This window comes from Pedobacter psychrodurus, from assembly GCF_032678585.1.
GTDB lineage: Bacteria > Bacteroidota > Bacteroidia > Sphingobacteriales > Sphingobacteriaceae > Pedobacter > Pedobacter psychrodurus_A.
In genome coordinates this window covers 35,247-61,564 of sequence record NZ_JAVTSN010000022.1, presented here as the reverse complement: position 1 = coordinate 61,564, position 26,318 = coordinate 35,247, and the positions used below count along the sequence as shown (strand labels likewise).

31 protein-coding genes are annotated in these 26,318 nt (G+C 38.4%); 18 read left to right on the top strand and 13 right to left on the bottom strand.

Translation table 11 applies throughout. The annotated features are described in order from the left end of the window. Window position 1: 1 nt before the first annotated feature. Both R2S57_RS15615 and R2S57_RS15610 read right to left on the bottom strand, forming a co-directional pair. Entirely contained in the window at window positions 2-307 is a 306-nt protein-coding gene (locus R2S57_RS15615) for a hypothetical protein (RefSeq protein WP_316845891.1), read from the bottom strand. 4 nt (window positions 308-311) lie between these two features. Next, a complete protein-coding gene (locus tag R2S57_RS15610; protein WP_316845890.1) occupies window positions 312-1,130 on the bottom strand; it encodes an SDR family oxidoreductase in 819 nt (272 codons plus the stop codon). Between the two features lie 249 nt (window positions 1,131-1,379). Here R2S57_RS15610 and R2S57_RS15605 point away from each other — a divergent pair, with 249 nt between their 5' ends. Together R2S57_RS15605 and R2S57_RS15600 are read left to right on the top strand one after the other, a co-directional pair. Next, the gene (locus R2S57_RS15605) at window positions 1,380-1,535 is read left to right on the top strand and encodes a hypothetical protein (RefSeq protein WP_316845889.1); all 156 of its coding nucleotides are present in this window, start codon (window positions 1,380-1,382) and stop codon (window positions 1,533-1,535) included. 111 nt (window positions 1,536-1,646) lie between these two features. Next, window positions 1,647-2,276 carry a DNA-3-methyladenine glycosylase 2 family protein gene (locus R2S57_RS15600; RefSeq protein ID WP_316845888.1) on the top strand — a complete coding sequence of 210 codons (630 nt, stop codon included), beginning with the start codon at window positions 1,647-1,649 and terminating at the stop codon, window positions 2,274-2,276. A 209-nt stretch (window positions 2,277-2,485) separates the two neighbouring features. Here R2S57_RS15600 and R2S57_RS15595 read toward each other — a convergent pair whose 3' ends face one another. From R2S57_RS15595 to R2S57_RS15580, 4 genes are all read right to left on the bottom strand, one after another. Then, window positions 2,486-3,268 (bottom strand): SDR family oxidoreductase, encoded by a 783-nt coding sequence (locus R2S57_RS15595; protein ID WP_316845887.1) that lies wholly within the window; start codon window positions 3,266-3,268, stop codon window positions 2,486-2,488. 213 nt (window positions 3,269-3,481) lie between these two features. Next, the gene (locus R2S57_RS15590) at window positions 3,482-5,119 is read right to left on the bottom strand and encodes an altronate dehydratase family protein (protein ID WP_316845886.1); all 1,638 of its coding nucleotides are present in this window, start codon (window positions 5,117-5,119) and stop codon (window positions 3,482-3,484) included. Between the two features lies 1 nt (window position 5,120). Beyond that, a complete protein-coding gene (gene fucP, locus R2S57_RS15585) occupies window positions 5,121-6,431 on the bottom strand; it encodes an L-fucose:H+ symporter permease (protein WP_316845885.1) in 1,311 nt (436 codons plus the stop codon). Between the two features lie 21 nt (window positions 6,432-6,452). Continuing rightward, entirely contained in the window at window positions 6,453-6,632 is a 180-nt protein-coding gene (locus tag R2S57_RS15580; RefSeq protein ID WP_316845884.1) for a heterodisulfide reductase-related iron-sulfur binding cluster, read from the bottom strand. Between the two features lie 149 nt (window positions 6,633-6,781). On the opposite strand from R2S57_RS15580, the gene R2S57_RS15575 reads away from it, so the two are divergent. Then, window positions 6,782-7,651 (top strand): AraC family transcriptional regulator, encoded by an 870-nt coding sequence (locus tag R2S57_RS15575; protein WP_316845883.1) that lies wholly within the window; start codon window positions 6,782-6,784, stop codon window positions 7,649-7,651. A gap of 250 nt (window positions 7,652-7,901) precedes the next feature. Here R2S57_RS15575 and R2S57_RS15570 read toward each other — a convergent pair whose 3' ends face one another. Beyond that, window positions 7,902-8,861, bottom strand: a complete 960-nt coding sequence (locus R2S57_RS15570; RefSeq protein WP_316845882.1) for a GlxA family transcriptional regulator — start codon at window positions 8,859-8,861, stop codon at window positions 7,902-7,904. 135 nt (window positions 8,862-8,996) lie between these two features. Between R2S57_RS15570 and R2S57_RS15565 the strand changes: the two genes are divergently transcribed. From R2S57_RS15565 to R2S57_RS15500, 14 genes are all read left to right on the top strand, one after another. Continuing rightward, window positions 8,997-9,491: a DinB family protein gene (locus tag R2S57_RS15565; RefSeq protein ID WP_316845881.1), complete on the top strand. Its 495-nt coding sequence runs from the start codon at window positions 8,997-8,999 to the stop codon at window positions 9,489-9,491. 3 nt (window positions 9,492-9,494) lie between these two features. Further along, entirely contained in the window at window positions 9,495-10,001 is a 507-nt protein-coding gene (locus R2S57_RS15560; RefSeq protein ID WP_316845880.1) for a DinB family protein, read from the top strand. Between the two features lie 13 nt (window positions 10,002-10,014). Further along, entirely contained in the window at window positions 10,015-10,425 is a 411-nt protein-coding gene (locus tag R2S57_RS15555) for a hypothetical protein (RefSeq protein ID WP_316845879.1), read from the top strand. A 175-nt stretch (window positions 10,426-10,600) separates the two neighbouring features. Next, the gene (locus R2S57_RS15550; protein ID WP_316845878.1) at window positions 10,601-11,017 is read left to right on the top strand and encodes a VOC family protein; all 417 of its coding nucleotides are present in this window, start codon (window positions 10,601-10,603) and stop codon (window positions 11,015-11,017) included. Between the two features lie 444 nt (window positions 11,018-11,461). Continuing rightward, window positions 11,462-11,842 (top strand): DoxX family membrane protein, encoded by a 381-nt coding sequence (locus tag R2S57_RS15545; RefSeq protein ID WP_316845877.1) that lies wholly within the window; start codon window positions 11,462-11,464, stop codon window positions 11,840-11,842. A 101-nt stretch (window positions 11,843-11,943) separates the two neighbouring features. Beyond that, complete coding sequence (locus tag R2S57_RS15540; protein WP_316845876.1) at window positions 11,944-12,375, top strand: DUF2147 domain-containing protein; 432 nt, start codon at window positions 11,944-11,946, stop codon at window positions 12,373-12,375. 7 nt (window positions 12,376-12,382) lie between these two features. After that, entirely contained in the window at window positions 12,383-13,402 is a 1,020-nt protein-coding gene (locus R2S57_RS15535; protein WP_316845875.1) for a WD40/YVTN/BNR-like repeat-containing protein, read from the top strand. 130 nt (window positions 13,403-13,532) lie between these two features. After that, window positions 13,533-14,348 (top strand): TerC family protein, encoded by an 816-nt coding sequence (locus tag R2S57_RS15530; protein WP_316845874.1) that lies wholly within the window; start codon window positions 13,533-13,535, stop codon window positions 14,346-14,348. Between the two features lie 105 nt (window positions 14,349-14,453). Further along, window positions 14,454-15,158, top strand: a complete 705-nt coding sequence (locus R2S57_RS15525) for an HAD family hydrolase (RefSeq protein WP_316845873.1) — start codon at window positions 14,454-14,456, stop codon at window positions 15,156-15,158. Then, the gene (locus tag R2S57_RS15520) at window positions 15,145-15,981 is read left to right on the top strand and encodes a phosphoribosyltransferase family protein (RefSeq protein ID WP_316845872.1); all 837 of its coding nucleotides are present in this window, start codon (window positions 15,145-15,147) and stop codon (window positions 15,979-15,981) included. The genes R2S57_RS15525 and R2S57_RS15520 overlap by 14 nt, the downstream gene beginning before the upstream one ends. Window positions 15,982-15,983: 2 nt before the next feature. Then, window positions 15,984-16,538: a TerD family protein gene (locus R2S57_RS15515; RefSeq protein WP_316845871.1), complete on the top strand. Its 555-nt coding sequence runs from the start codon at window positions 15,984-15,986 to the stop codon at window positions 16,536-16,538. Between the two features lie 4 nt (window positions 16,539-16,542). Next, a complete protein-coding gene (locus R2S57_RS15510; RefSeq protein WP_316845870.1) occupies window positions 16,543-17,157 on the top strand; it encodes a TerD family protein in 615 nt (204 codons plus the stop codon). Between the two features lie 27 nt (window positions 17,158-17,184). Continuing rightward, window positions 17,185-18,282, top strand: coding sequence for a toxic anion resistance protein (locus R2S57_RS15505; RefSeq protein WP_316845869.1), 1,098 nt, complete (start codon window positions 17,185-17,187; stop codon window positions 18,280-18,282). An 8-nt stretch (window positions 18,283-18,290) separates the two neighbouring features. Continuing rightward, window positions 18,291-19,253: a hypothetical protein gene (locus tag R2S57_RS15500; RefSeq protein WP_316845868.1), complete on the top strand. Its 963-nt coding sequence runs from the start codon at window positions 18,291-18,293 to the stop codon at window positions 19,251-19,253. Window positions 19,254-19,945: 692 nt separating this feature from the next. On the opposite strand, the gene R2S57_RS15495 is transcribed toward R2S57_RS15500, so the two are convergent. The 4 genes from R2S57_RS15495 to R2S57_RS15480 form a co-directional block, all read right to left on the bottom strand. Then, window positions 19,946-20,251, bottom strand: a complete 306-nt coding sequence (locus R2S57_RS15495) for a GIY-YIG nuclease family protein (protein WP_316845867.1) — start codon at window positions 20,249-20,251, stop codon at window positions 19,946-19,948. A gap of 234 nt (window positions 20,252-20,485) precedes the next feature. Further along, the gene (locus R2S57_RS15490; protein ID WP_316845866.1) at window positions 20,486-21,349 is read right to left on the bottom strand and encodes a dienelactone hydrolase family protein; all 864 of its coding nucleotides are present in this window, start codon (window positions 21,347-21,349) and stop codon (window positions 20,486-20,488) included. A 61-nt stretch (window positions 21,350-21,410) separates the two neighbouring features. Next, complete coding sequence (locus R2S57_RS15485) at window positions 21,411-22,412, bottom strand: phosphotransferase enzyme family protein (RefSeq protein ID WP_316845865.1); 1,002 nt, start codon at window positions 22,410-22,412, stop codon at window positions 21,411-21,413. Window positions 22,413-22,426: 14 nt separating this feature from the next. Further along, window positions 22,427-23,176, bottom strand: coding sequence for a TlpA family protein disulfide reductase (locus tag R2S57_RS15480; RefSeq protein WP_316845864.1), 750 nt, complete (start codon window positions 23,174-23,176; stop codon window positions 22,427-22,429). 107 nt (window positions 23,177-23,283) lie between these two features. Here R2S57_RS15480 and R2S57_RS15475 point away from each other — a divergent pair, with 107 nt between their 5' ends. After that, window positions 23,284-23,877 carry a 2OG-Fe(II) oxygenase gene (locus R2S57_RS15475; protein ID WP_316845863.1) on the top strand — a complete coding sequence of 198 codons (594 nt, stop codon included), beginning with the start codon at window positions 23,284-23,286 and terminating at the stop codon, window positions 23,875-23,877. A gap of 2 nt (window positions 23,878-23,879) precedes the next feature. On the opposite strand, the gene R2S57_RS15470 is transcribed toward R2S57_RS15475, so the two are convergent. Beyond that, entirely contained in the window at window positions 23,880-24,608 is a 729-nt protein-coding gene (locus R2S57_RS15470) for a LytTR family DNA-binding domain-containing protein (protein ID WP_316845862.1), read from the bottom strand. Further along, a complete protein-coding gene (locus tag R2S57_RS15465) occupies window positions 24,605-26,101 on the bottom strand; it encodes a sensor histidine kinase (RefSeq protein WP_316845861.1) in 1,497 nt (498 codons plus the stop codon). Before R2S57_RS15465 ends, R2S57_RS15470 begins: the two co-directional genes overlap by 4 nt. Window positions 26,102-26,318 lie beyond the last annotated feature (217 nt).

Here is a 26,318-nt window from a genome sequence, read left to right as displayed (position 1 = left end):
ATTATTTAAGCTGATGTTCAACCTGGTTAATATTCCATTCTACTGTACTTTGATCGATCATATCGTGCACAATAGAATCGCTTAGCTCGTCCATTAACCGGTGCATGGATTCGGTTCCGTTTTTTACGGTATCCCAGATCAACATGTCTACAATCGTGCGGTCCGTTTTTTGGAAAATCCTTCTGGATATAAATCCGGTCTGACGTTTCAAAAAATCATCAATTTCCTGATTAGCAGCAATAAACTGATCACAAGTATAACCTTTTAACTTAAATGTAGTAATTTCTACGGCTTCTGATTTTTTCATGGTCTTATTTTAATGTTGGAGCGTTAAGTTTTAAAGTTTGACGCAGGTTAATCCTGAAATTTTCGCTGCCCAGATTTAGGCGTTGTTGAGCAATTTTTATGGCATCTTCGCCGGCAAGGTAACGCAATTGATCTTTTCTGTCGGTGGCAGCTTCGTAAACGACTGCAGCAATTTTTTCGGCCTCGGTAAAGGTGATGAGCGTACCATCGGCAAAGAGTTCGCCCAATCGTTTGTTCAGCACTTCGTAATCCTCGCCTATGGTTGCCTGCATGCCTTTAACAAAATCACTTTTGATGCCCCCTGGAGCTACTGTTTTAATTCCAATGTTAAACTGAGCCAGATCGTATGAAATACTTTCACTAAATCCTTCAAGGGCCCATTTGGTGGCATTATAAACCGGAGAAAGAGGATTGGATGAAAAACCGCAAACTGATGTGGTGGTAATGAACAATCCATTTTTTTGCGACTTAAAGTAGGGGATAAAAGATTTGATTACGCGGAGTACGCCGATAAGATTGGTATCGATCTGTTGATTAATCTGCTCATCGGTATACGATTCTAATGCACCAACCAAACCATAACCGGCATTGTTGAATACCAGGTCGATATTGGCCATTTTAATGGCTTGTGTTATGGTTGATTCGATCTGTTTCGGACGGGTAACATCGAGCGGTAACAAACTTACATTTTCCAATTGTTGTAATTCTGTTTCCTTTTCAGGATTGCGCATAGTGGCAATCACCCTCCAGCCTTTTGATTGAAATAATTTTGCGGTGGCTTTCCCCAAACCTGTAGATGCACCTGTGATAAAGATTGTTTTCATTTTATTGATTTAAATAGTACATCACAAATGTGTGGAATGTCTGAAAGGGCTGATGATCCAAAATGAGTTATGTTGTAGCCGGAATGACGTTAAATTTTCAGCGTCATACTGAACTTGTTTCAGTATCTATCAGGCCCTAATCCGTGGTCTGTGTCTCCATAGATCACTTTCAGGTTTCGGTCTGTGGGGACACAGACCGAGGGGAAGATTTATTAAGCAACTTATTATATTTGAATAAAAACATTTTCCATGTTCCGACAATTTGATCAGACCAACTTCCACGAACTTTGCGATTTAACAGCAAGTAGAGATACAGATCTGCAAGGCATTTTAGATCAATATGGTTATCCGCCATTTTGGTCGAGGCCCAATACCTTCGAATCTTTGGTGCATATTATTTTCTAATCCGTGGTCTGTGTCTCCACAGACCACTTTCAGGTTTCGGTCTGAGGGGACACAGACCGAGGGGGGAAGGTTTATTAAGCAACTTATTATATTTGAATAAAAACATTTTCCATGTTCCGAAAATTTGATCAGACCAACTTCCACGAACTTTGCGATTTAACAGCAAATCGAGATGCAGAGCTGCAAGGCATTTTAGATCAATACGGATACCCTCCATTTTGGTCGAGGCCCAATACCTTCGAATCATTGGTGCATATTATTTTGGAACAACAGGTCTCTTTGGCTTCGGCACTGGCTACGCTAAATAAATTGAAAGAAAAAATTGGTGAGGTTACACCAGGAAAATTATTATTGCTTAGCGACCAGGAATTAAGAGACTGTTATTTTAGCAGGCAAAAAACAATTTATGCACGTCATCTGGCTGAAAGCCTGATTAGCGGAGTTTTGTCGTTAAGCGCAATGGAAAAAATGGACGATCTTGCGATCAGAAACCAGCTTAAAAGCATTAAAGGCATTGGCGATTGGACGGTAGATATTTATCTGATTTTTATGCTCCATCATACTGATGTTTTTCCGATCGGTGATTTGGCTGCGGTTAATGCCTTGAAAAAGGTTAAAGGCTTGACACCAGGTATAAGTAAAGAGGAGGTGTTGGCCGTTGCTGATCAGTTTAAGCCTCACCGAACCATTGCCACGATGCTGTTATGGCATGCTTATCTGGAAGAAAGGAAGAGAAAATAGAGTTGTCATTCTGAGCGTAGCGAAGAATCTTTTTATGGTTAGGAATATTCTTAAAACTAGATTTTTTGCTTTAATCACTAGCATATTTTGGGTGCTGTGTTTCATCGTATACAGATTCTTCTCTGCGTTCAGAATGACAGAAAAAACACACAGATCACTTAACTTTATTTGTGTTTCGGTCTGTGAGGACACAGACCGAGGATATCTATTTATAGTAAAGCCCTATCCAAATGTACATAACCACCATCCACATGGATCAGTTGACCTGTAGTATGGCTCGATTTATCCGATAATAAAAACACAGCGGTATTGGCAATTTCATCAACTGTGGTCATTCTGTTCTCAAAAGGGATTTTATCAGTAATGCTCTTAAGTTTTTCATCACGGTTTTCGAAAGAGCTGATCCATTTTTCATATAGAGGTGTCCAGGCTTCAGCAACGATAATGGCATTAACGCGGATACTGAAAGGCAATAGTTCTACCGCCCACTCACGGGTTAAAGCATTTCTGGCGCCATTCGATGCAGCGTAACCAGATGTTCCACCTTGCCCGGTTTCTGCCGTTTTACTGCCAATATTTAATATGGCACCCTTACTCGCTTTCAATGCAGGTAAAGCATGTTTGGCCAATAGGTAATAATGTACCACATTTTTATGCAGCGACTCCATAAAGGCTTCATAGGTTCCGCTTTCCAGTCCAACGCCATCATTAACGCCAGCATTGTTCACTAAACCGTCTATTCTCTTATATTTGGCCAAGACTGCATCAACAATCGTTTTGCAATTTTCAGGTGCGGTAAGCTCTGCGGTAAAATAATCTGCTGTTAATCCTAAATCTTTTACTTCCTGAAGTATTTTAAGGTTATCATCCTCATTTCGGCCAATAATGATGGGGAAGGCTTTTTCAATGGCCAGAGCCTTAACAATAGCTGCACCAATGCCTTTTGCACCACCACTTACCAGTATTATTTTCCCGTCTAAATTTAAATTCATATTTGGTCAATATTTGTGTTTTGTTGTTTTAATCAGAGAGAAGACAGTAGTTGTCAGTCTGAACGTAGTCGAAGACTCTTACATATAAATCAAAAAAAGATTGTCCTTCGACTACGCTCAGGATGACATCCTTCTTTTCTTAACTTAATAACGAGTTTCCTGTAGGAATTTACCTCCTACATCTAACCTTGTTCATGCTACATCTTCCATCACCTAAAGGCTTACACCTCTTTTCCAAGGGATAAAATCATCCTGATTCAATTGTACGGCCTTAGGGATTTCTTCGCCACTGGCCACTTTTATACAGTATTCCAATATATCTTCGCCCATTTGGTTAATGGTTTTTTCTCCATTGATCACTGCCCCGGTATCGATGTCGATAATGTCGCTCATGCGTTTGGCCAAAATCGAATTGGTGGCCACTTTAATGGTTGGGCAGACCGGATTTCCTGTTGGTGTGCCTAAACCAGTGGTGAACAATATTAAGGTTGCACCTGCTGCGGCTTTTCCAGTCGTGGCTTCTACATCATTGCCAGGCGTACAAACCAGGCTTAAACCAGGTTTGGTTGCGGGTTCGGTATAATCTAAAACGTCGACAACAGGAGAGGAACCAGCTTTACGTGCCGCACCTGCCGATTTTATGGCATCGGTAATTAAACCATCTTTAATATTTCCGGGCGAAGGATTCATGTAAAAACCTGAACCAACTTTGTGGGCTAAGTCATCATATTCGGTCATTAAGCGGATAAATTTCTCTGCAGTTGGCCGGTCTACAGATCTGTCGATCATTTCCTGTTCTACGCCACATAACTCGGGAAATTCTGCCGATAAAACTTTTGCACCTAAACCCACCAATAAATCTGCACAATAACCAACGGCTGGGTTGGCCGAAATACCACTAAAACCATCACTGCCGCCACATTTTACACCCACGCATAATTTGCTTATGGGCGCTTCCTGGCGTTGTTGTTTGTTGATGAACATTAATCCTTCAAAAGTACTTCTGATGGAGTTTTGGATCAATTGTTCTTCGCTTTGTGCTTTTTGTTGCTCGAAAATTAAGAGTGGTTTATCAAAATCAGGATCGAGCGCAAATAAATCACGTTTAAAATCTTCTACCTGTAGATGTTGACAACCCAGACTTAAAACGGTAATGCCTGCTACATTGGGGTGATTGGCATAAGCCGCCAACAATTTGCTCAAGGTATCCGAATCCTGACGTGTACCGCCACAGCCGCCATTATGTGTAAGGAATTTAATACCATCCACATTTTTAAAAGTGCGGTTGGTTTTATCTACTTTCGGTTCGAAACTGATGTTGTTAATGTCTTCTCCGTTTTCGAAAGCCTGAACAAGTTTGTGTGTGTAAGACTTATATTGAGCATCAACAGCATAGCCCAATTCGCTATACAGTGATTCTTTAATGATATCCAGGTTTCTGTTTTCGCAAAATACAGTAGGAATAAACAACCAATAATTTGCGGTGCCTACCGCTCCGTTTTTACGGTGATAACCATTAAAACTACGATTGGCATATTTACTTACATCGGGTGCTTCCCATTTAAAATTAACATTCCGATAGGCAAAGGGCTCTGCAGCATGTTTTGTGTTTTCTACATTCATGCGCATGCCAGCTTTTAGCTCAAACTGAACCTTTCCAACCAACACGCCATACATGATCACTTCATCGCCAGCCTTCATATCCTGCATAAAAAATTTATGCTTGGCGGGGATTTCATCTACAGTAACGTAAGTATTTCCCTCGTGCACTATTTTGGTGTCTGCAGGTAAATCCTGTAAGGCAACCAAAACATTATCAGCATTGTTAATCTTGATGACTAAATTCTTCATTTTATACTTCTAAACTTATTTCTTTTTCAATATGATTGGGCTTCCAACCTTTCCAGCCAAAGTAGAAGACTACTAAAAAGCATACGAAAGGCACTAGATATCCATATTGTATATTATGCGTCGCATCTGAAATCAAACCCAATATCGGTGGTAAAAAGGCACCGCCAACGATCGACATGACGATCAGTGATGAACCCAATTTGGTATCTTTACCCAAACCTGCTATGCCCAATGAGAATATAGTTGGGAACATGATCGACATAAAAAAGGCAACACCAATTAAAGCATAAACGGTAATCATTCCAGTTGCAAAGATGGATACCAGGGTAAGTGCCGCACTGATTAAAGCATAAAGCATCAACAGTTTATGCGGTGCAACAAATCTCATAAAGAATGTGCCTGCAAACCTGCCGATCATAAAAGCTAAACCCGCTGCGCCGGCATACCATGCTGCTTGATCTTGCGTTATTCCAGCCGAAGAGGTGACAAAACTGATAAATAAACTCAATACGCAAACCTGGGCACCCACATAAAAAAATTGTCCGATAACGGCCCAGCGCAAATGACTATGGCTAAATACATGTGCAAAGGTGCTTTTTTCGTTGGCATTTTCTTCTTCCTTGATATCAGGAAGCTTGGTGAAGATAAATAGGACAGCCACTACAATAATCAGGATCCCCAAAATTAAATAAGGCGCTTTTACTGTTGAAGCCTCTTCGAGCATATAAGCCTGTTTTTCTAAAGGAAGCAGTTTAGTGAGTTGGTAATCAGTATATTTTGCTTCGGTAAAAATCAATTTGCCACCTATTACAGGTGCTAAAAATGCGGCTAAACCATTGAACGATTGAGAGAAATTTAAGCGTTGGGTAGCTGTTTCTGGCGGTCCAAGCACCGTAACATAAGGATTTGCAGCGGTTTCTAAAAAAGTTAAACCACAAGCGATGATAAAAAGAGCCCCTAAGAAAAAGATGTATTGTGCGGTGTTGGCTGCGGGAATAAACAATAAACAACCAATGGCAAACAATATAAGCCCCAGGATAATGCCACTTTTATAGCCATATTTACGCATAATGTAGCCTGCAGGCAATGCCAGGAGGAAATAAGCGATGAATACCGAAGAATCGACTAACGTAGATTCGAAAACATTCAGTTGAAAAGCTTTTCGTAAATGCGGTATTAATACCGGATCGAGGTTATGGACAAAACCCCAAAAGAAAAAGAGGCTGGTGACTAAAATTAGCGGGAAAAGATATCCTTTGCCATTTTTTGGCGTATCGGATACTTTAAAGTTCGTTGATGTGTTGTGGCTCATGTTTGTTTGGTTATAAATCGGTTAAGCAGGTTCTGCTAAAATAAATATCGTTAAATTTCTGGCGCCGTGGCAACAGCAAAAGGTTTGTTCAGTAGGGAAATGCACTTCTAAACTAAGTTTTTTTAGCAATTTCAGCATTGCACTGGCAACTTTAGCGCAGAGCTGATCGATGTAACAAGGAATAAATAATCCCACCTTCATGATATGTTTTTGGTTAGATGTTGCTTTACAAATTAAGCCGATAAGTGCTAATAAAAATTTAACTTTATGATCTAATTATTAAATGATATTGTCTCAATTTTATACATTGCAGAATATTACTGCATATTAGATTGATTTTTTAAGATTTTATGAAACCGCATTTACTTAATGTATCTACCAATTCGGTAGATTCTTTTAGCGCCCGAAGGGATACCATGCCAGATGTAAACAATCTGTGGCATTACCATTCTGCTTTAGAGTTGATTTACATCAAAAAGGGTAGGGGAACGCAGTTTATTGGCGATAGCATTAAAAATTTTAGCGATGGCGATGTTGTTTTGGTAGGAAGCAATTTGCCACACTATTGGCGTTTTGATCCTGAGTTTTTTGAACAAACTACCGGAGAATCGGTTGATGTGTATGCCATCCACTTTAAGGAAGACTTTTTGGGTGCGGCGTTTATCGATCTTCCCGAAAACCAGGAGCTCAAAAAAATCATAGCGCAATCTAAACAGGGAATTAAACTGGAGGGCATCTCGAAAGCGAAAATCGCGAGTTTAATGCCACAGATTATAGCGGCAACGGGTACCATGCGCATTATTAAGCTACTCGAGGTTTTAACCGAAATAGCCAATTGTGATGAAAAAAATATGTTGGTTTCGCTTGGATTTAAACCCAATTTCCTGGAGAACGAAAAAGACAGAATCCAATCTATTTATAATTATACCATCAGCAATTACAAAAATAAAATAGAACTGAAAGAAATTGCTGCCGTGGCTAAAATCAGTCCGAATTCTTTTTGCAAATTCTTTAAAACGAAAAGCAGAAAAACCTATACGCAGTTTCTCAACGAGATCAGGGTGGGGCAAGCCTGTAAATTATTGATTGAAAATGATTTAACGGTGAAGGAAATCTGTTACGATTGTGGATTTTATAACTTTACCAGTTTTCACAAGTATTTTAGAGAGATCACCGGTAAAACGCCGCTCAAATACCAGCAGGCTTTTTCAAAGCAGTAGTGTTTTTTGATGTTTGGTGCAGATAACAATCATGTATAGCCCAGATCCGATAGCTCCTATCGGATGCATGGAAAGCCCGCAGCGAAGCAATGAGTGAGGACTTGGAGTAAAAGCGGGACAGCTGTTTGCCAAGAAACACAGGCTTTGCGCTTCAAAAAAATAGATAGCTCATCTTGATTTTTTAATCATCTTTAATTAACATGGAAGATACCTAACAAGTTCTGTATAACAAATTGATAGGTATTCAAATCTACCTGGCTTGAAATTTATCACGGTATTGTGTCGGTGTCATCCCTACAGATTTTCTGAACACTTTTCTAAATGCTTTTGGATCATTGTAACCAGAGTTATAAATCACCTCGGTCATCTGCTGTGCCGTTTGTTCCAATAACTTTTTCGCGGCCTCGATACGCGTTTGTTGAAGGTACTCGATAGGCGTAATACCAATTACCTGTTTAAATCGGCGTACGATATTTCTTCTGCTGGAAGGAATGTCTTTGATCATCTCTTCAATAGTAGCGACATCCTGATAATTGCTTTCAATTTTTTCTTGTGCCGAGGCCACTAAATCATCATTATGGTGGCGGATGGGCTGAAAGGTGCTAAAATAGGATTGGTTTACACGGTCCATATCGATGGCGAAAATTTTGGCCACCTTAACAGCCATATCTTTTCCGCAATGAAGCTGTAAAATATGCAGCAATAAATGGAAGGTAGATGTTGCCCCACCACTTGTAAATAACCGGCCATCCTGTGTTACTGTTTTATCCGCTTTTAAATGTACCAGCGGAAAAGCAGTAGAAAAAGCCGAACAGGCATCAACATGTGTGGTAGCAGCCTTGCCATCCAACAATCCTGATGCGGCAAGTAAAAAAGCCCCTGTACAAAAGGTAGCAATTTCAGCCCCTGATTGATGTTGTTTATTTAGCCAGGGGATATAACGCTTATTCGTTGCAATACATTCTTTAATATCATTGGTTGCAAATGATGGAACTAAAATGAGATCAAGATCTGTAGCTTTTTGTATGGCTACACAAGGATGTTCACTGAAATTGTAATTTTTATCTTCTAATGTGATTAAACTGATGTTAAATGGGATTTCTAAATCATCTGTCCGGTAAAATCCATTTACAGTATCAAATACGTCTAAAATGGCTGCTATACTTAATAATCTGAAATTCTGGGGCAATAAAACACCTACTTGTATCATCTGGTTAAAAATTTAGGTATCGTAAATATATAAAAATTGTCTGAAATGCCCCTTAAGATTGACTTTTACGGCAACACTCTACGTCTCAATTAACAGCTAACTTTATTTTAAATAAATCACCTAACCATAATCAATATGAAAACCACACCAAGAAGTAGCAGAATGTATGGCTTTATCGTGCTGTACGAAATGCATACAGATTTTTTATTAAGGGCTTTAGATGGTATAGATGAAAAGGATACACAAAAAAGATTGGACACCAAAGCCAACCATATTGCCTGGATTACCGGAAGTATTGTGCAGGGCCGTTATTTTCTGGCTAAATCGTTCGGTATCGATCTTCCATCCATAACCGACGATCTTTTTGCCAATAACCAAGGAATTATTGATGATGCCGCCTATCCATCGCTTGCCGATTTTATTAAAGACTGGAAAGAGATTTCTCCAAAATTACAGGAAGCTTTAACGCAGGCTACAGATGAAAAATTAGAAGAGAAACTCAGTATGCCCGGAATGGAAATTACACTGTTTGAAATGATCAGTTTCAGTACCTACCGCGATGCCAATTGCATCGGGCAGATTGCCTTGTGGCGTAGATTATTAGGTTACCCTGGAATGAATTATATGTAAATTATGGAAAAAGTAATTAAAGAAGCCGACGAAACTTTATCGGCATTGGAAAATGTTTTAGCCCAATTCGAAGCACCTCAGGTTAATGAAGTGCCTTTTGAGGGAAGCTGGACAGCAGGTCAACTGGCCGAACATATGATTTTATCAAATTCAGGCTTTTTGCAGGTAATTAATGGGCCGGTTACCGAAACGGACAAACCTGCTGATTTAATGGTAGGTGAAATCAGGAAGGATTTTTTGAATTTCGATGTGAAATACGATTCACCAAAAGTGATCTGTCCTGAAGATAAGGTATACAACCAATCTGCATTGTTGAAAAATTTAATGGAGATCAGAGCGGGTATTTCGACTTCGATATCGAATTTAGATTTAACAAAAACATGTTCCTCTTATGAATTGCCTGGTTATGGTTATCTCACCCGTTTGGAGGCCATTTATTTTGTAATTTACCATACGCAACGACATGTGCACCAGTTAAAAAATATATACAATAAGCTTGATATCAATTGATTTAACTAAATTTATGAGAAACAACAGGCTTGATTTATTACACCCTTATATCGGCAAATGGAAAACAGAAGGTTTAACCAAATCGGGAGAGGTGGTTACCGGAACAGATACCTACGAATGGATTGAAGGTAATTTTTTCTTAACACATCGGGTGGATGTAATGCTCGGCAATAAAAAGATCCAGTCGCTGGAAATTACACATTACGATGATATGGAAGATGTGTTTAGGTCGCAATCGTTCGATAACGATGGGAATATTTCAATAGCTACGCTTAAAATTTATGATGATATCATTTTAATATTTGCCGATACCGAAAGATTTAAAGGGAATTTTAAAGAAAATAGCATCGAGGGCACGTGGGAGCAGTTCGACGGAAAAAACTGGGTGGACTGGATGGATATTAAGTTGACGAAAATCCATTAATAACGTCTTTTTGATCCGATAGCAATCGGAATTGTTTTATGAGTAGTTTTTATAGCATTAAAGATTTAGTAACTACTTCTTGATCAGTATTTTGTGTTAAATAGATCCTGAAACAAGTTCAGGAGGACGTAAAAAAAATAATTAAACATTCTTAACAAGATAAAACAACAAAACAATGGCAACAGTAAACACGTATTTAAATTTTAACGGTAATACCGAAGAAGCATTCAATTTTTACAAATCTGTTTTTGGTGGCGAATTCACCGTAGTACAACGTTATAAAGATTCGCCCGGATGTGAAGGCATGCAAATTGGCGATCAGGAGAAATTAATGCATATCGCTTTACCCATAGGCGGTAACATATTAATGGGAACCGATATTACCGACCCAATGCCTGCATCGACTTTTGGTACCGGTATTTCTTTATCCGTTGATGCAGAAAGTGAAGAAGAAGCGAAACGCCTTTTTGATAGCCTTTCGGCAGGTGGAACGGTAACCATGGCTTTAGAGAAAACCTTTTGGAACGCGCTTTTTGGCATGGCGACTGATAAATTCGGTATTCAATGGATGGTGAATTATGATTATAAATAGTCTTGAGTCGGAAGTCTTGAGTCCTTAGTCTTTTGCAGATGGCTCATAGTTAATGGCTCATGGTTAAATTGACCATAGCCATTACATCATACTATGGACCACGAACCAAGTCCGATAAAAATGGTCAGTGGCTCATGGTTAACAGACCTTGGCTATTGACCATGAACCATTAACCAACATATTGTGGACCATGAACCAAATAAGCTTTTGCTTCATTAGATCCTGAAACAAGTTTAGGAGGACGGTACGCAGGGAATGAACAATGTACATTTACTAATTAACTAATGACCAATGAACAAGGCTAAATTGGGCGTCAATTAACCGATTTCAACAATTAACCGATTAACCATTCTAAGCAATGAGCCAATGACTAATGGATTACTAGTCAGCAAACTATAAAAAAAAATTATTATTTTTAACTATAGAAACCAAAAATTAAACCATATGAAAATTGTAGTTATTATTGTCCGCGTGCTTCTGGCCGCCATGTACCTTTTTGCTTCGGTAAGCTTTTTTCTTCACTTAATGCCTAAGGAGGCACCAGCAATGTCGGCTGCCCAAACCACATTTATGTCGGGTGTAATGGCCTCTATTTATTTGATGCCTTTAATTAAAGTTACAGAGTTGATAGGAGGTATACTTTTGCTTATTGGCAGAACAGCACCATTAGGCGCACTGGTAATTTTTCCGGTAACCTTAAACATTTTTCTATACCATGCATTTTTGGGTCCGAAAGAACTGCCTATGGTTGCGGTAATGCTTCTGTTTAATCTATTCCTCTTTTATGCGTACAGGACGAAGTACCTGCCAATCGTTTCAAAGTAAATTTTTAGGTTTGTAAAACTTTCTCATACTTTTTCTCTTTATTTAGTGTTTCGATATAAGGTGTAATTATTATCTTTAAAAACTAACTAGAAATAAAAAATATGAGAAAGTTCCCATTTTTAATGCTGCTATTCGTAGCGGTATCATTTTCTGCTTTCGCACAGAACAAAGATGCGATTGTTGGCAAGTGGCTTAATCCATCAGGAGAAGGACAAATAGAAATTTATAAAAAGGGTGATAAATTCTATGGGAAACTGGCCTGGATAAAGGAACCAAACATCAATGGTAAACCTAAACTGGATATTAAAAACCCTGACGAAAAACTACAGAAGCGTGCTTTATTAAATCTGGAAATCCTTAAAGATTTTGTTTATGATGATGGCAAGTGGACTGATGGAACCATTTACGACCCAAAAAGTGGTAAAACGTATAGCTGTAACTTAAGCTTAAAAAGTGCTGATGTACTGAACGTTCGCGGTTATGTGGGCATTTCGCTTTTAGGAAGATCAGAAACTTTTAGACGTGTTAAATAACATATACATGAAGAAAATTTTATGGTGCCTAATAATGGCACCTTTTTTTTGCGCTGCACAATCGTATTCGATTAAACCGTTGAATGAAAGTGCCAAAACCAGTTTACGTGGCTTAAGTGTGGTTTCCGATCAGGTTACCTGGGTAAGTGGGAGCAATGGCTCGGTAGGTAAAACTACCGATGGCGGTAACACCTGGAAATGGATGAAACCCAAAGGTTACGAAAAAATCGATTTTAGGGATATAGAAGCTTTTGATGAGCAGAACGCTGTTATTGTGGGCATTGCATCACCGGCTTATATTCTAAAAACAACAGATGGGGGCGAAACCTGGACAGAAAGCTACAAAAATGTAGATTCTGCCATATTTTTAGATGGTGTGAGTTTCTGGGACAAAAACAAAGGAATTATTTTCGGCGATCCGATCAATGATAAACTGCAACTGCTCAAAACCATGGATGCCGGTAAAACCTGGCAGGATATTTCTGCAAACCTAAAAAACAATATGGCTAAAGGCGAAGCAAGTTTTGCTGCCAGCGGTACAACCGTTAAAACGTTGGCTGATGGTAAAACCTGGATTGCCACTGGTGGAACGGTTTCCAATATCTATTTTTCACCTGATTATGGTCAAACCTGGCAGGTATTTAAATGCCCTATTTTGCAGGGCGAAAATAGTACCGGGCCTTTCTCTGTCGATTTCTTTAACGGAAAAAAAGGGATCGTAGTGGGCGGTAATTATGTAAAGGATAAAGAAAATACAAATAATGTGCTTTTAAGCAACGATGGGGGTAAAACCTGGCAAAAACCAGCTACCCCTGTGTTAGGTTTTCGCTCTGCAGTAACCTACCTTAATGCAAAAACATTAATTGCTACAGGTACTTCGGGTACTGATCTCTCTACGGATGGCGGCTTAAACTGGAAACACATTTCTGATAAAAGCTTTAATGCTGTTCAAAAGGCAAAAAAAGGAAAGGTTGTCGTACTGGCAGGAGATAAGGGCACAATTTATCAGTTGGAGACTGTAAACTAATATTTAGGGCTAATTACGTAACAATTCCAATAATTGTCATTCTAACAATAATAAAACAGACATCGGAAATGATAAAATTTTGTTTCTTTGCTGTCTAACTAAAACTTTAATTTAAAAACACACTCACTCAATGGATTTTTTGCACACGATTTTAGGTGAAGATATACAGGCCGGATTATTGATTATTTTAAACTTAATTGTCATCGAGAGTTTGCTCTCGGTTGATAATGCGGCTGTTTTGGCTACCATGGTAATGGATTTGCCAAAATCGCAAAGGGAAAAAGCGCTGAAATATGGTATTATCGGGGCCTATGTTTTTAGGGGTATTTGTTTGTTTCTGGCGGCATGGCTGGTAAAAATATGGTGGTTAAAACCACTTGGCGGTTTATACCTGCTCTATCTGGCTTTCGATTATTTTAGAAAAAAGAACAGCAAAAAAAGTGAGGAAGATGAGGAAGTTGATAAAAGCAAAAGCTGGATCTATAAATCTACCGTTGGTTTAGTCGGTACGTTTTGGGCTACCGTTGCTTTGGTAGAGGTAATGGACTTGGCCTTTTCTATTGATAATGTTTTTGCTGCGGTAGCTTTTACCGATCATATCTGGTTAATCTATATTGGTGTTTTTATCGGGATTTTAGCCATGCGTTTTGTGGCGCAGGCTTTTGTAAAACTAATGGAGAAATTTACCTTTTTAGAAACAGTGGCCTTTATAGTAATCGGTGTTTTGGGTATTAAACTGACGTCATCATTATTTACGCACTTCTATCCCGAATCGCCTATTTCTCATGCCATTGAAGGTGAAAAAACAGATCTATTTGTCTCTATTTTTACAGTAGCGATATTCATCATACCAGTACTAACCTCTCTTTTGTTCAACTTTCCGAAAAAGCACAAAAGCGATATCATCATTTCGGATGAAGCTGAAGAAGTATTGGATAAATCTTAACAGGTAAGGCTTATCTGTGATAAATCTTACAATCAACCGTTTCTAATTATACAATCAAATTTGTAATATTAGAATTTATTAAAATAGATTAGGAAACAGGGCGCAATGGCTTTTTACAAACATTACTCATTCGATCTTTGGTTAACGTTGATTAAATCAAATCCAACGTACAAACAAGAACGGGTGCAGTATTTTTACCGGAATTTTAATGGCAAGCACAAAACCCTTGATGAAATTGCTGTTACTTTCCGTCAGGTAGATTTAATGGTGAACGCCATCAATGAAAAAGCAGGGAAAAATGTGGATGCCGACGAAATGTATTTAATGATCATCAGTATGATCAACGATTACGATTTCAACTTTCGTGATGTAGACCTTAAAGTGCTTGATCATGATATGGAACAGATCGTATTTAACCATATGCCTAAACTCTACTGCGGTGATTGTTTAGATGTGCTGGCTAAAATTAAAGAATCGGGCGAAAGCTCTACCAACATACTTAGTAACACGGGTTTTATTAAAGGTAAAACCTTAAAAAAAGTAATCAAACATTTGGGTATTGATCAGTTTATCGATTTTCAGCTTTACTCTGATGAGGTGCGCATGTCGAAACCCAGTGCAGGCTTTTTTCAGTTGATGTTAGATACCATCGACAGAACAAAACACCCTGAATTGTTGTTAACAGAAGTGATCCATGTTGGGGATAACCCACATGCCGATGTACGCGGGGCAGAAGCCATGGGTATTAACAGTATGCTGATCAATTCCAACAATCTATCTATCTCAAACCTACTCTATGATACCGTATAATTTCTCACTCCATAAAATAGACAATACAGCCGATTTTGGCTTTAGTGCCGATGATTATAGCCGCTTTAAGTTTGGCGATGACCTGGTGGCCCGGTCGTTCGGGAAAGACCTCGCAGATGGTTTTATCCGGTACTATCTGGCCGATAATTTAATTACCGATCAGATTGTGGTAATTTCGAGTCCTTACAGCTTTATTCCAACGGCCACCTTTGCCATGAAAAACTATTTCGTTTGCCAGCTTAACCGCTGGCTGGTCGAAAATGGAGGTTTGGCAGTACAGGAAACGAAAGTACACCGCACCATTACCTATAAGGAAGATTATGGTGAATTAAGTGCCGAAGAACGCCTTTCGTTAATCGGAAATGATTCGTTCCATATTGATAGAGAATTTTTGGTGGGCAAAACACTGCTATTTCTGGACGATATCCGGATTACCGGAAGCCACGAGCGCATGATTTTAAAAATGGCCAAAGAATATGGCTTAAAGAATGAAATGCATATGCTTTATTTTGCCGAACTGGTAAATAAAAACATCCATCCCAATGTAGAAAACTTTCTGAACTATCATCAGATCAAATCTATTTTCGATCTGGAAGAGATTATTGATGGTGGCAATTTCAGCTTCAATACCCGCATTGTGAAATATATTTTAAATAGTACTTCGAGCAGTTTTACCATCTTCTTAGAACGCAGGAGTACCGATTTTATCAATCAGCTTTACGACCTGTCGTTGGGGAATAATTACCACACGATAGAGGCGTATTCGAAAAATTTACATCTTATAAAAGACTATATCAAAAACAACAATTATAAATTAATTTAAATATGGCTATTAATTTGCAAAAGGGGCAAAGAGAAAATATCGATGCTCCTAAATTTACAATAGGTTTAGGTTGGGATACCAATACTTCTTCTACAGGTTCTGCATTCGATTTAGACGCTTCGATTTTTATATTAAACGATCAGAAAAAACTGGTTTCTGACGAAAACTTTGTATTCTATAACAATTTGGTTTCGCCAGATGGTTCGGTTGAGCATACTGGCGATAACTTAACCGGTGATGGTGACGGCGATGATGAGCAGATTAAAATTGATTTAACCAAAACTGATGCGAAGGTAAACGAAATCTGTATTGTGGTTACTATCCATGATGCCGATAACAGAAGACAAAATTTCGGTCAGGTGAGAAATTCATTCATCCGTATTTTTGATGCGGTAACCAACGAAGTGATCTTAAAATATGAATTAGAAGAGGATTTCTCTATCGAAACTGCAGTAGAATTTGGCAGGATTTACAAACGCGAAGGCAAATGGAAATTTGAAGCGGTTGGCGTAGGGATGAAAGGTGGTTTACAGGATTATTTAAACAAATATCAATAATATTATGGCAATCAATCTTGAAAAAGGACAGCGTATCAGTCTAGAAAAAAGTAACGGTAGCAAACTTCAGAATGTTTGCGTAGGTATTAACTGGGGCGCGATTGAGAAGAAAGGTTTATTCGGTTTTGGATCGTCAAAAGAAGCCGTAGATTTAGATGGAAGCTGCGCATTATACAATGAAAATAAACAGCTTTTAGAAGTGGTTTACTTTGGTAACCTGAAATCTAAAAACGGATCTGTAAAACATAGCGGCGACGATTTAACCGGCGATATGGGTGGCGATGATGGCCTGGATAATGAGATCATTACACTCGATTTTTCTCAGCTGGATGCAAATGTGACTTATGTTGCCTTCGTATTGAACAGTTTTAGAGGTCACGATTTCGGTACCATTCCATTTGCTTCGATCCGCATTTACGAGGGTACAACCAAACGTGTAAACGAGGTTTTTGCCAAATTTGATATTGCACATGGTGCTAACTTTGCAGGGCATGTATCAATGGTTATGGGTGTTTTCTACAAGAAAAATGGCGAATGGAAATTTAATGCCATTGGTGAGCCTACCAAAGATAAAAAACTGGAAGATACCGTTAAAACTGTAACTCAAAATTATTTATAAGCTGCAAAGCTGATCATATAATAAACTATGGAAACCAACCCAAATCTTCCCCAGGTTCTTACGCCGGTTAAACTGGACAAGGACGGTAATATTGACCTCGAAAAAATAACTAACGAGGAAACGGCTAAATACCAGGAAATTGGAAAATCGCTAGAACCATCAGACGTAAATTCTATTTTGAATTACGGTAGCGATGCTCAAAACTCAATGGAGAAATACAGTAACGAGTTTTTATCGTCTGTACGTACCTACAATAGCGGCGAAGTTGGCGGTTTAATTAACGAACTGCTTACCGAATTGAACTATATTGATGTTTCAGAACTCGAACAAAGTGGATTTAAAAGTTTTATCTCTAAAATTCCTTTTTTAAAGAGTCTGGTTGTTGATGTGAAAAAACTTTTCCAGAAATATGATGTGGTGGTGAACAATATTGATAAAATCACCAATAAAATTAAAGCTGGAAGGTTAAATTCAATTAAGGATAACAGTTCGCTGCAAACCATGTTTGATAGCAATGTTGGTTACATCCACCAGATGGAGGAACTGATTATTGCCGGACAGCTAAAATACAACGAACTGAATATCAAACTTGCAGAAATGGAAGGTCGCCCGGCCGATTATCAGGATTATGAAATTGCCGATTTAAGGGATTTTATTAGCCGTTTGGATAAAAGACTGGCCGATATGAAGATTGTGCGTTTCATTATGCTGCAATCTTTGGCGCAGATCCGCGTGGTACAGAATAACAATACCTCTATTGCAGAAAAGGCACAGTCGATTGTTTCTACAACCATTCCGGTTTGGAAAAACCAGCTGACTATTGCTGTTGCTTTACAAAGGCAAAAAGCCAATGTAGAGATGCAAAAGAAAATTTCGGATACCACGAACACGATTCTACAGAAAAATGCAGAGATGTTAAAACAGAACAGCATCGATGTGGCCAGAGAAAATGAAAAAACTGTGGTATCTTTGGAGACATTGAAACAGACTACTTCATCGTTGATTGAAACACTTAACGAAGTGAAACAGATCCATGAGGCTGGTGCACAAAGCAGACGTGTGTTAGATGGCGAACTTAAAACTTTGGAAACAGAGTTGAAAAAGAACGTGACGAGGGTGAACTAATTTAATCTATGGATGAATACCGCTTAAATATTCTCAAAAAATCAAGCGCAGAGATCAACCGTTTACAGTTGCTCTCTGTGTTTTTTGATGATGAAGTGATTTATAAAATTTACTTACGGAGCCAGGTTATTCATCAACTTTTTGCCAATAATGAAGAACTCGAGATCGAAAAATTAGATCTTTTCCATCTCCAGTTTACCGATAGCGTAATCGAACTGCTCAAAAAGATCAAAAAGAGCAATGAGAAAAACGTATCGCTTATTTATGATGAAATTGATCTGAACGAGGAGCTGATCGACCGCATGGCGGGTGCACTTGTTGATCAGAAAAGCTTTCAGCAGGATAAACAAAAGCAGTCGCTTAAAGTTAATTTATCACTGCGGAAGTTATTCAGTGTATTATCGGAGTTAAGTTCTGATTTCCCTTTTTCTAAAAACATCAATGTTTTCAGTTCCAGATACGCCAACGATTTTTATTTCGATCTTACTACTGATCAATTTGCCCAACTGATCAACTTCCAGGATAAACAGGTATACACCAATGTTTATGCAACCATCGAGAAGAAACTGATGGGTAAGCTCTGTAAATACGATTTTAGAACTGAATTTTATATCGGTTTAAAATCTGGTGAACTGGTGATTGAACTTTATAAATTTTTGGATATAGACAGTTATTATCTATTTTTTCCGAGCAGAAACTTGTTTCTTTTCTGCGATTTAACCATTTTGAAAGATTTGGATATGTCTACCAATCTTTCTGAGCGGGAGCGGATTGTACAGGAGTTACAGTATAAAAACGACAAACTGAAAAGTAATGCTGCGGTGTTAAAAACTGCCATCCCACATGAGGTGATCAATTTGTTGGAAGATAGTTACCACAAAATATCGGATATTAATTTCTTAAACCACCTCAATAATTTCGATGTTCAATCGAATATTTTGAAAACCATGCTTAAAACGGATTTGTTTTAGGTTGGTATCTTGCAAGCCGCTATTTCTTTTTCCATGTCGTCCTTCGACTGCCCACATTGTCATTTCGACTGTAGCGTACCGATTTTCATCGGTAGCGGAATGGGGAAATCTATCTCATTAGATTTCTCGACTACGCTGTGCTTCGCTCGAAATGACGTTGTGAGTGGTTACTTCGCTCGAAATGAAGGATAATTCGTAGGAGAAATTCCTAGAATGATCGTCATTTCGACTGTAGTATACCGATTTTTCATCGGTATCGAAATGGAGAAATCTATCTCATTAGATTTCTCGACTACGCTGTGCTTCGCTCGAAATGACGTTGTGAGTGGTTACTTCGCTCGAAATGAAGGATAATTCGTAAGAGAAATTCCTAGAATGATTGTCATTTCGACTGTAGCGTACTGATTTTTCATCGGTATCGAAATGGAGAAATCTATTTCATTAGATTTCTAGACCGACTACGCTGTTCTTCGCTCGAAATGACGTTGTGAGTGGTTACTTCGCTCGAAATGAAGGATAATTCGTAAGAGAAATTCCTAGAATGATCGTCATTTCGACTGTAGTGTACCGATTTTTCATCGGTATCGAAATGGAGAAATCTATCTCATTAGATTTCTCGACCGACTACGCTGTTCTTCGCTCGAAATGACGTTAAGAATTGGTACTGAGCTCGAAATGACGGGTTTATAAGCTTATTCGTCCCAATCATTTATAGCTTCTGTTAAATCATCCCAGTTTTGATTAAAGCTATTGATTAAATTATCTTTCTTTGATCTGTTCCATTTTTTTATTTGCTTTTCCCGATCGATAGCTTCTTCAATTGACAGAAAAGTTTCATAATACACGCAATAAATCAAATTGTATTTGGCTGTGAAAGAATTCGGATAAGTTTTATTCTGATGTTCATAAATGCGGCTTCTAAGATCAGATGTTACACCGATATATAATGTCGTTTTTTCAAAATTGGTCATGATATAGATCCATCCTCCTCTTTCCATGATATTAAAATTAATGAGAAAAATCGTCATTTCGACTGGAGAGTGCCGATTTAAGCATTAGTTTTTATTTTCTTATGCTATGCTTGCGTGTTTCACAGGTTTCATCGGTAGCGAAATGACTGCCCGTACAGGCGGGGAGAAATCTATCTCATTAGATTTCTCGACTACGCTGTGCTTCGCTCGAAATGACGAAACTAGTTGGCATCCCGCCTGAAAAGACAGAGCCATAAAAATTTACCGTGTCAACACCGCCAGTTTATGTTTAAACAGTTCAATTGTTCTGCTCCAGGCCAGTTTTGCGGCAGCTTCGTTGTAGCGTGTAGGTGAGGTATTGTTATTAAAGGCGTGGTTTACGCCCTCATAGATGTAAATTTTATAATCGATTTTATTGTCTTTTAAGGCTTGCTCGTAAGCTGGTATTCCTGCGTTAATGCGTTCGTCTAAACCACCATAGTGTAACATTACACTGGCCTTAATTTTCGGAACATCAGCAACATTTGGCTGTGCGCCATAATAAGCAACGGCAGCTTGCAATTTAGAATCGTTAACAACTAATTTATTTGCCATTCCACCACCCCAACAGAAACCAACGCAGCCTACCTTACCATTTCCATCCTTTCTATTGCGTAAATACTCGAGTCCTTTTAAATAGTTCTGCAAGTTTTTCTCAGGGTCTAACTTGCCGATCAGCTCGCGGCCTTTATCTTCATCAGCTGGTGTTCCGCCTAATGGAGAAAGTGCATCAACGCCGAGCGCAATAAAACCTTCGGCAGCCACACGTTTGGTTACATCAATAATATGTGGATTTAAACCCCGGTTTTCGTGAATCACCAATACCGCGCCCAAGTTCTTTTTTCCTTTTGGTTTGGCCAGAACGGCTTTTATTTCACCATCAGCTCCAGTATAGCTAATGTTTTCAACTTCGATATTATCACTGTTAAAATCTGCAGCAGCAGCGTAATTGTTTTCGAGCATGGGCAAAATAGTCATTGCCAATGCCGTGCTGCCGGCAAGAATAGCCAGCTTTTTCATAAAGTCCTTCCGGCTTACCTGACTGTGGGTGTACTCATCATACAGGTTGATTATTTTCTGATCCATCTTATTGATTTTGATTTAAGTACAAGATAAACAAGGCTGGTGAGATTCTGGGTCGCATTGCCTAAAAGTTACAATACATTTCTTCCCATTTTTTTATCAGTGTTACACGATGTTTGGTATATCTGGGTGTTAAAAAAGCATTCGACCAATCGTCGTAATTATCATAAAAGAATTTTAGGAAGAAAATATGAAAAGTGATGCCCAGATAGGGAATGGCTTCTAACTCATCAGCCGTTAATGGCCGCACCTGTTGATACGCGCTTAAGAAGGTGTTAAAATCTTCTTCTGCTTGTTCTTTTGTAATCAGGTTATTGAGCTGATGGAAGAAATAATGGTTAAGGAAGGTCATTAAATCATTAATCAAATATCCTTCTCCCGCAAAATCGAAATCGAAAAAAGTAATATTACCTGCGCTATCGAAATGGAAGTTTTTTGGAAAGAAATCGTAGTGGCAATAACCATAACTGAACTTTGAAGTATCAAATTCCTCGAATTTTTTAACCACTCTAACAGCAACATCCGAAAGGTATTCGAATTCTTCTTGCATTTCTGCAAAATGTAGTTTTAAATCATGTAGCGGCTCAAATAAAGTGGTTTCAAAGCTGAATACCGGGCGTGGGTTACTGAGCTTAATTGAAGAAGTAGTCTGGTGTAATTTAGCAATATCTTGCCCTAATTGAATGAGCTGCGCATTTTCCAGATCCAAAATCACCTTACCTTCAGCAAAAGAAAAAAGTACGCCATTTCTTAACCCTTCGATGGCATTAAACTGTTGAATCTGTTTTCCTGTTACATCTGTTAACGGATAAGAAACCCCGTTGCCATTGGCTTTTAAAATATTAAGCAATTCTACTTCTGCTTCAATTTCGTTGCGTTTGCGGTGCGCATCGCGGTAAATTTTGAAGATGTATTTTTGAGATTGGTTTTCCAGGATGTAAGTATCGCTTACATTTCTAATTAAAAGCCGACAGGTAGTAGCTGGATCTAACTGATAAGCTTCAATCAAATGATTTTTTAAGGCGACGGCTGATAAGGTGGAGTATTGGGCAGGGAAAGTTTTCATTTAATCATTGAAATTTACTTGTTTAAGGCCGCTTTAATGGCTGTTTTTAGATCGGGTATGGTTAGTCTCGAGCTGCCAACCACGGCGTACTTGATGATCTGGTTCCTGTCAGAAACAATATATATGGGATAACGGGTAAGCTGATAGGCATCAGATATGGCCCTTCCCGAACTGATCAGTTCGGCATTGCGCAAAGGCTGCTCCTTTAGTTTTTTAGCAGCCACGTCGTTAATGTCGGTGGTAATGGCCAAAATCAATAAATCCTTGGGATCGCCCAGCTCTTTAACGAAGGTACTTATCTCGGCAAAGTTCTCGGTACAGGTGCCACAACTCGCATACCAGTATATTTGTACAATTACCTTATTCTGTAATTTCTCCTGCTCGTAAAAAGCTGTTAAAGGAGCAAGATCGAGTTTTTTACCTTCATAAATATATGGAGTTTTGATTTTTATACTTTCACGTATCAAAGTATTAAACTTATTAAATTCCTCCTCGCTCATTTTTGTGATGACCATTTTCTGGGGCAGAGATCTATCGCTGCTTGGCACTAATCTGTACATTCCTGTACGGAACATTTTATCGTATTGATAATAGCGCAAGGCTTTGCCCTTTTCATTATAATATACCAGATTGGTGTCTAGTTTGGGGATCATGCTTCCTTGCAATGATACGATTCTACTTGTTGTTCGAACAACTTTGCTGCTATCTTGTGCATTAAGATTGCAATAGATGAAAAGCAGTGAGAGTGTAATTAGATATTTCATGGTATTTGGTTTGGAAGATGCAATTTAACATTTAGTTTGAATATTAGCCATTAATTAAGACTACCTTACCAACCTTAGGCACATCGTTTTAAGATTAATACAATCTGTTGGAAAAAATATTTGATTGCCTTATCGATAGTTTTATCGAGGATAAAGTGGGCATTGCCGAGAACTTTTTAAGCGTTTCTTTGGCTGCTCATCTTAAAAACAACCTGATCGGGCTGTTTGAGAACAAAAAACTGTTAAATGCCGGAGTGGGCAATGCTAATGTTGTAAATCAGGATAAACTGATTAGAAGCGACGTGATTTACTGGTTGGACCGTAAACACGAAAATCAATATGAAAACGACTTCTTCGATCTGATGGATGAATTTGTACTTTATCTAAACCGCACCTGTTATACGGGTATTACAGGATACGAATTCCATTATACCCTTTACGAATCGGGTACATTTTATAAAAAACACATCGATCAGTTTCAAAATAACGGGAGCCGCCAATATTCGATGATTATGTATTTAAATGCGGATTGGAAAGCTGCTGATGGGGGAGAACTGCGTATTTATCATGTTGATGAGGAGCAGAATATCTCGCCCGATAATGGTAAAAGCGTTTTCTTTAAAAGTTCAGATCTGGAGCACGAAGTACTGCTCACCAACAAGCAACGGATGAGTATCACAGGTTGGTTAAAGACGGGTTAAACTTAATCTTCAATATCGAGTAACTGTTTAATCATACTTTTATAATTTTTTCCAATCGGCACTTGCTGGCCATTTTTAAGCACAATGGTATTGCCTTCCAGGTAATCGACATATTTTTTATTGAGGATAAAAGATTTATGGATGCGGATAAAAGAATCGCCAGGTAGCTGGTCTTCAAAACTGCCCATTGTTCTGGGCGTGAGTAAAAAATCAGCATCTTTCCAAACCTTTACATAATTGCCCAGGCTTTCCAGATATTGTATTTCGTCTATCTTAACCAGGATATGTTTTTTATCTGCTTTAATGGAAATCTGTCTGCTGTTTCTAACATTCGTTTGTTCGGTTTCAATGGAATTTGACGTTTGTTTTTTGAGGTTGTAAAATTCCAATGCACGGTTTACGGCTTTTAAAAAGCGATCAAGCCTAAAGGGTTTTAAAAGGTAATCGCAAACGGCAAGATCAAAACTTTCCAGAGCATATTCTTCGTATGCGGAAGTAATAATCACAATTGGTTTATGTGGCAGTGTCCTCAAAAAATCCAATCCGTTTAGTTTTGGCATCCTAATGTCGAGGAAAATCAGATCTACCTGTTGTTTACTTAGAAAGTCTAATGCTTCTGTAGCGCGATAACACTGTCCAATAATGGTTATAAAAAGGATATCTCTAGCATACTCAGTTATTACGCCGTGTGCGAGTGGTTCATCATCTACAATTAAACAACGTAAGCTCATATTAACTTGAGTTTGAGTTCTGCCTTAAAGATATTACCAATCGGTTGGATATGCAATGTATAATGGTTTGGATAGAGTAATTCGAGCCTTTTTCTTAAATTATCGAGACCTATTCCTCTGGTCTGGTTTATTTCTTCGGGATCGAAGGAGTTTTCACAGCTGAAAGTAAGTTCGCTATCATTGCAAGTAATCAACAATTTCAGGATAGCAGCATCTTCAGCAGCTTCTATACCATGCTTAAATGCATTTTCTATAAAAACAATAATTAAAAGCGGAGCAATATCGATCTGATCATTCGCAATATGTTTTTCGAATTCGAAGTGTAATGTTTTGCGCAAGCGGATTTGCTGCAATTGGATGTAATCTTCAATGTAATCCAGCTCCTGCGAAAGTTTAACTGTTTTTTCCTGCCCCTTGTAAATGGTATAACGCATCAGTTCTGACAATTGTAGAATGCTCTCGGCAGTTTTATCTGATTTTTGCAGACTCAAGGCATAGAGATTATTAAGGGTATTAAAGAAAAAATGTGGATTAAGCTGCTGTTTTAATAAGTCAAGCTCATTTTGTGATTTTTCCTTTTCTAAAGTAAGGATTTTGTTGTTCTGTTTGCCCCATTGAAGGGCCAGTACAACAGGCAAACTGATGAGCATGATGGCGAAAGCGCCAAATGCATTTTCCAATTCGAAAGGATTGGCTACAAATATACTCCGGCCAAATACCGTGTTAATGGGCAACGAAATTAACAGTTGCGCTAATAGTGGATATAGGATAGCAACCGTAGCAGAAAGCGTTAAAAGGTAAATCAACAAGCCTTTTTCTTTTAGGATTTTGGATACGAGTAAACGGCTGTTGATTAAAAAAAGTACATATCCGCACAAGTACATGATCAGGAACTGAGAAAAAAAGCCCAAAAATGTTCCGAAATTGTACAGTAGCTTTTCGATATTGAACTCAAACCCAACCAAACGGAATCCATTTCTTTGATAAATAGGGTTATCTAAGCTCGAAACGGCCATAACTGAAATGGTTGCGGCGAGTAAAATGATGGTAATTAATACAGCATTCTCCAGGCCAATTTTCTTGATCCATTTAACATGTTGAACCTTTTTCTGATAATAGCGATTGGCAATTAACATCAGTTCGAGTGCTTGTGCAGCCAAAGCGGTTGAAATAAAAACAGAACTATCCAGTTCCCCGATTTTTAGATAAGATGCAATATCTGTAAAAATAGGTAAGAGGATAAAGTAGCACATGCCTTGGTAGATGGTAAATTGCTTTTTACTTAAAGTGTTTTTTAACCTCGATTTAATAAAAGAAAAAACGAGTACAGGCAATAAACAAAAGCCTACAGCCAGTATAGAAATGGCATAGCCCAACCAAATGTTGGTGGCTAACGTATAAGTATTGAATATGGCTATCCACAACAACAAACCAATAACGATGAAGAAATCCTGGTATTTATAGTTGTAGCTAAAATTCTTGATAATGCGCATTTTGTTGAAATATGATAATATAATCTAAAAAAGATGTCATCCTGAGCGTATTCGAAGGACAGTCTTTTTTAATTAAGCTAATTGTATAGGGCTTCGACTCAGCTCAGCCTGACAATTTATTTAGTTAGTTCTAAAAGTCAAATAGATTGCTTCATTCTATTATTTCGGTTCGTGGAGATACGAACCGAGGCAACAGTAAATGATAGGACTCAATGGT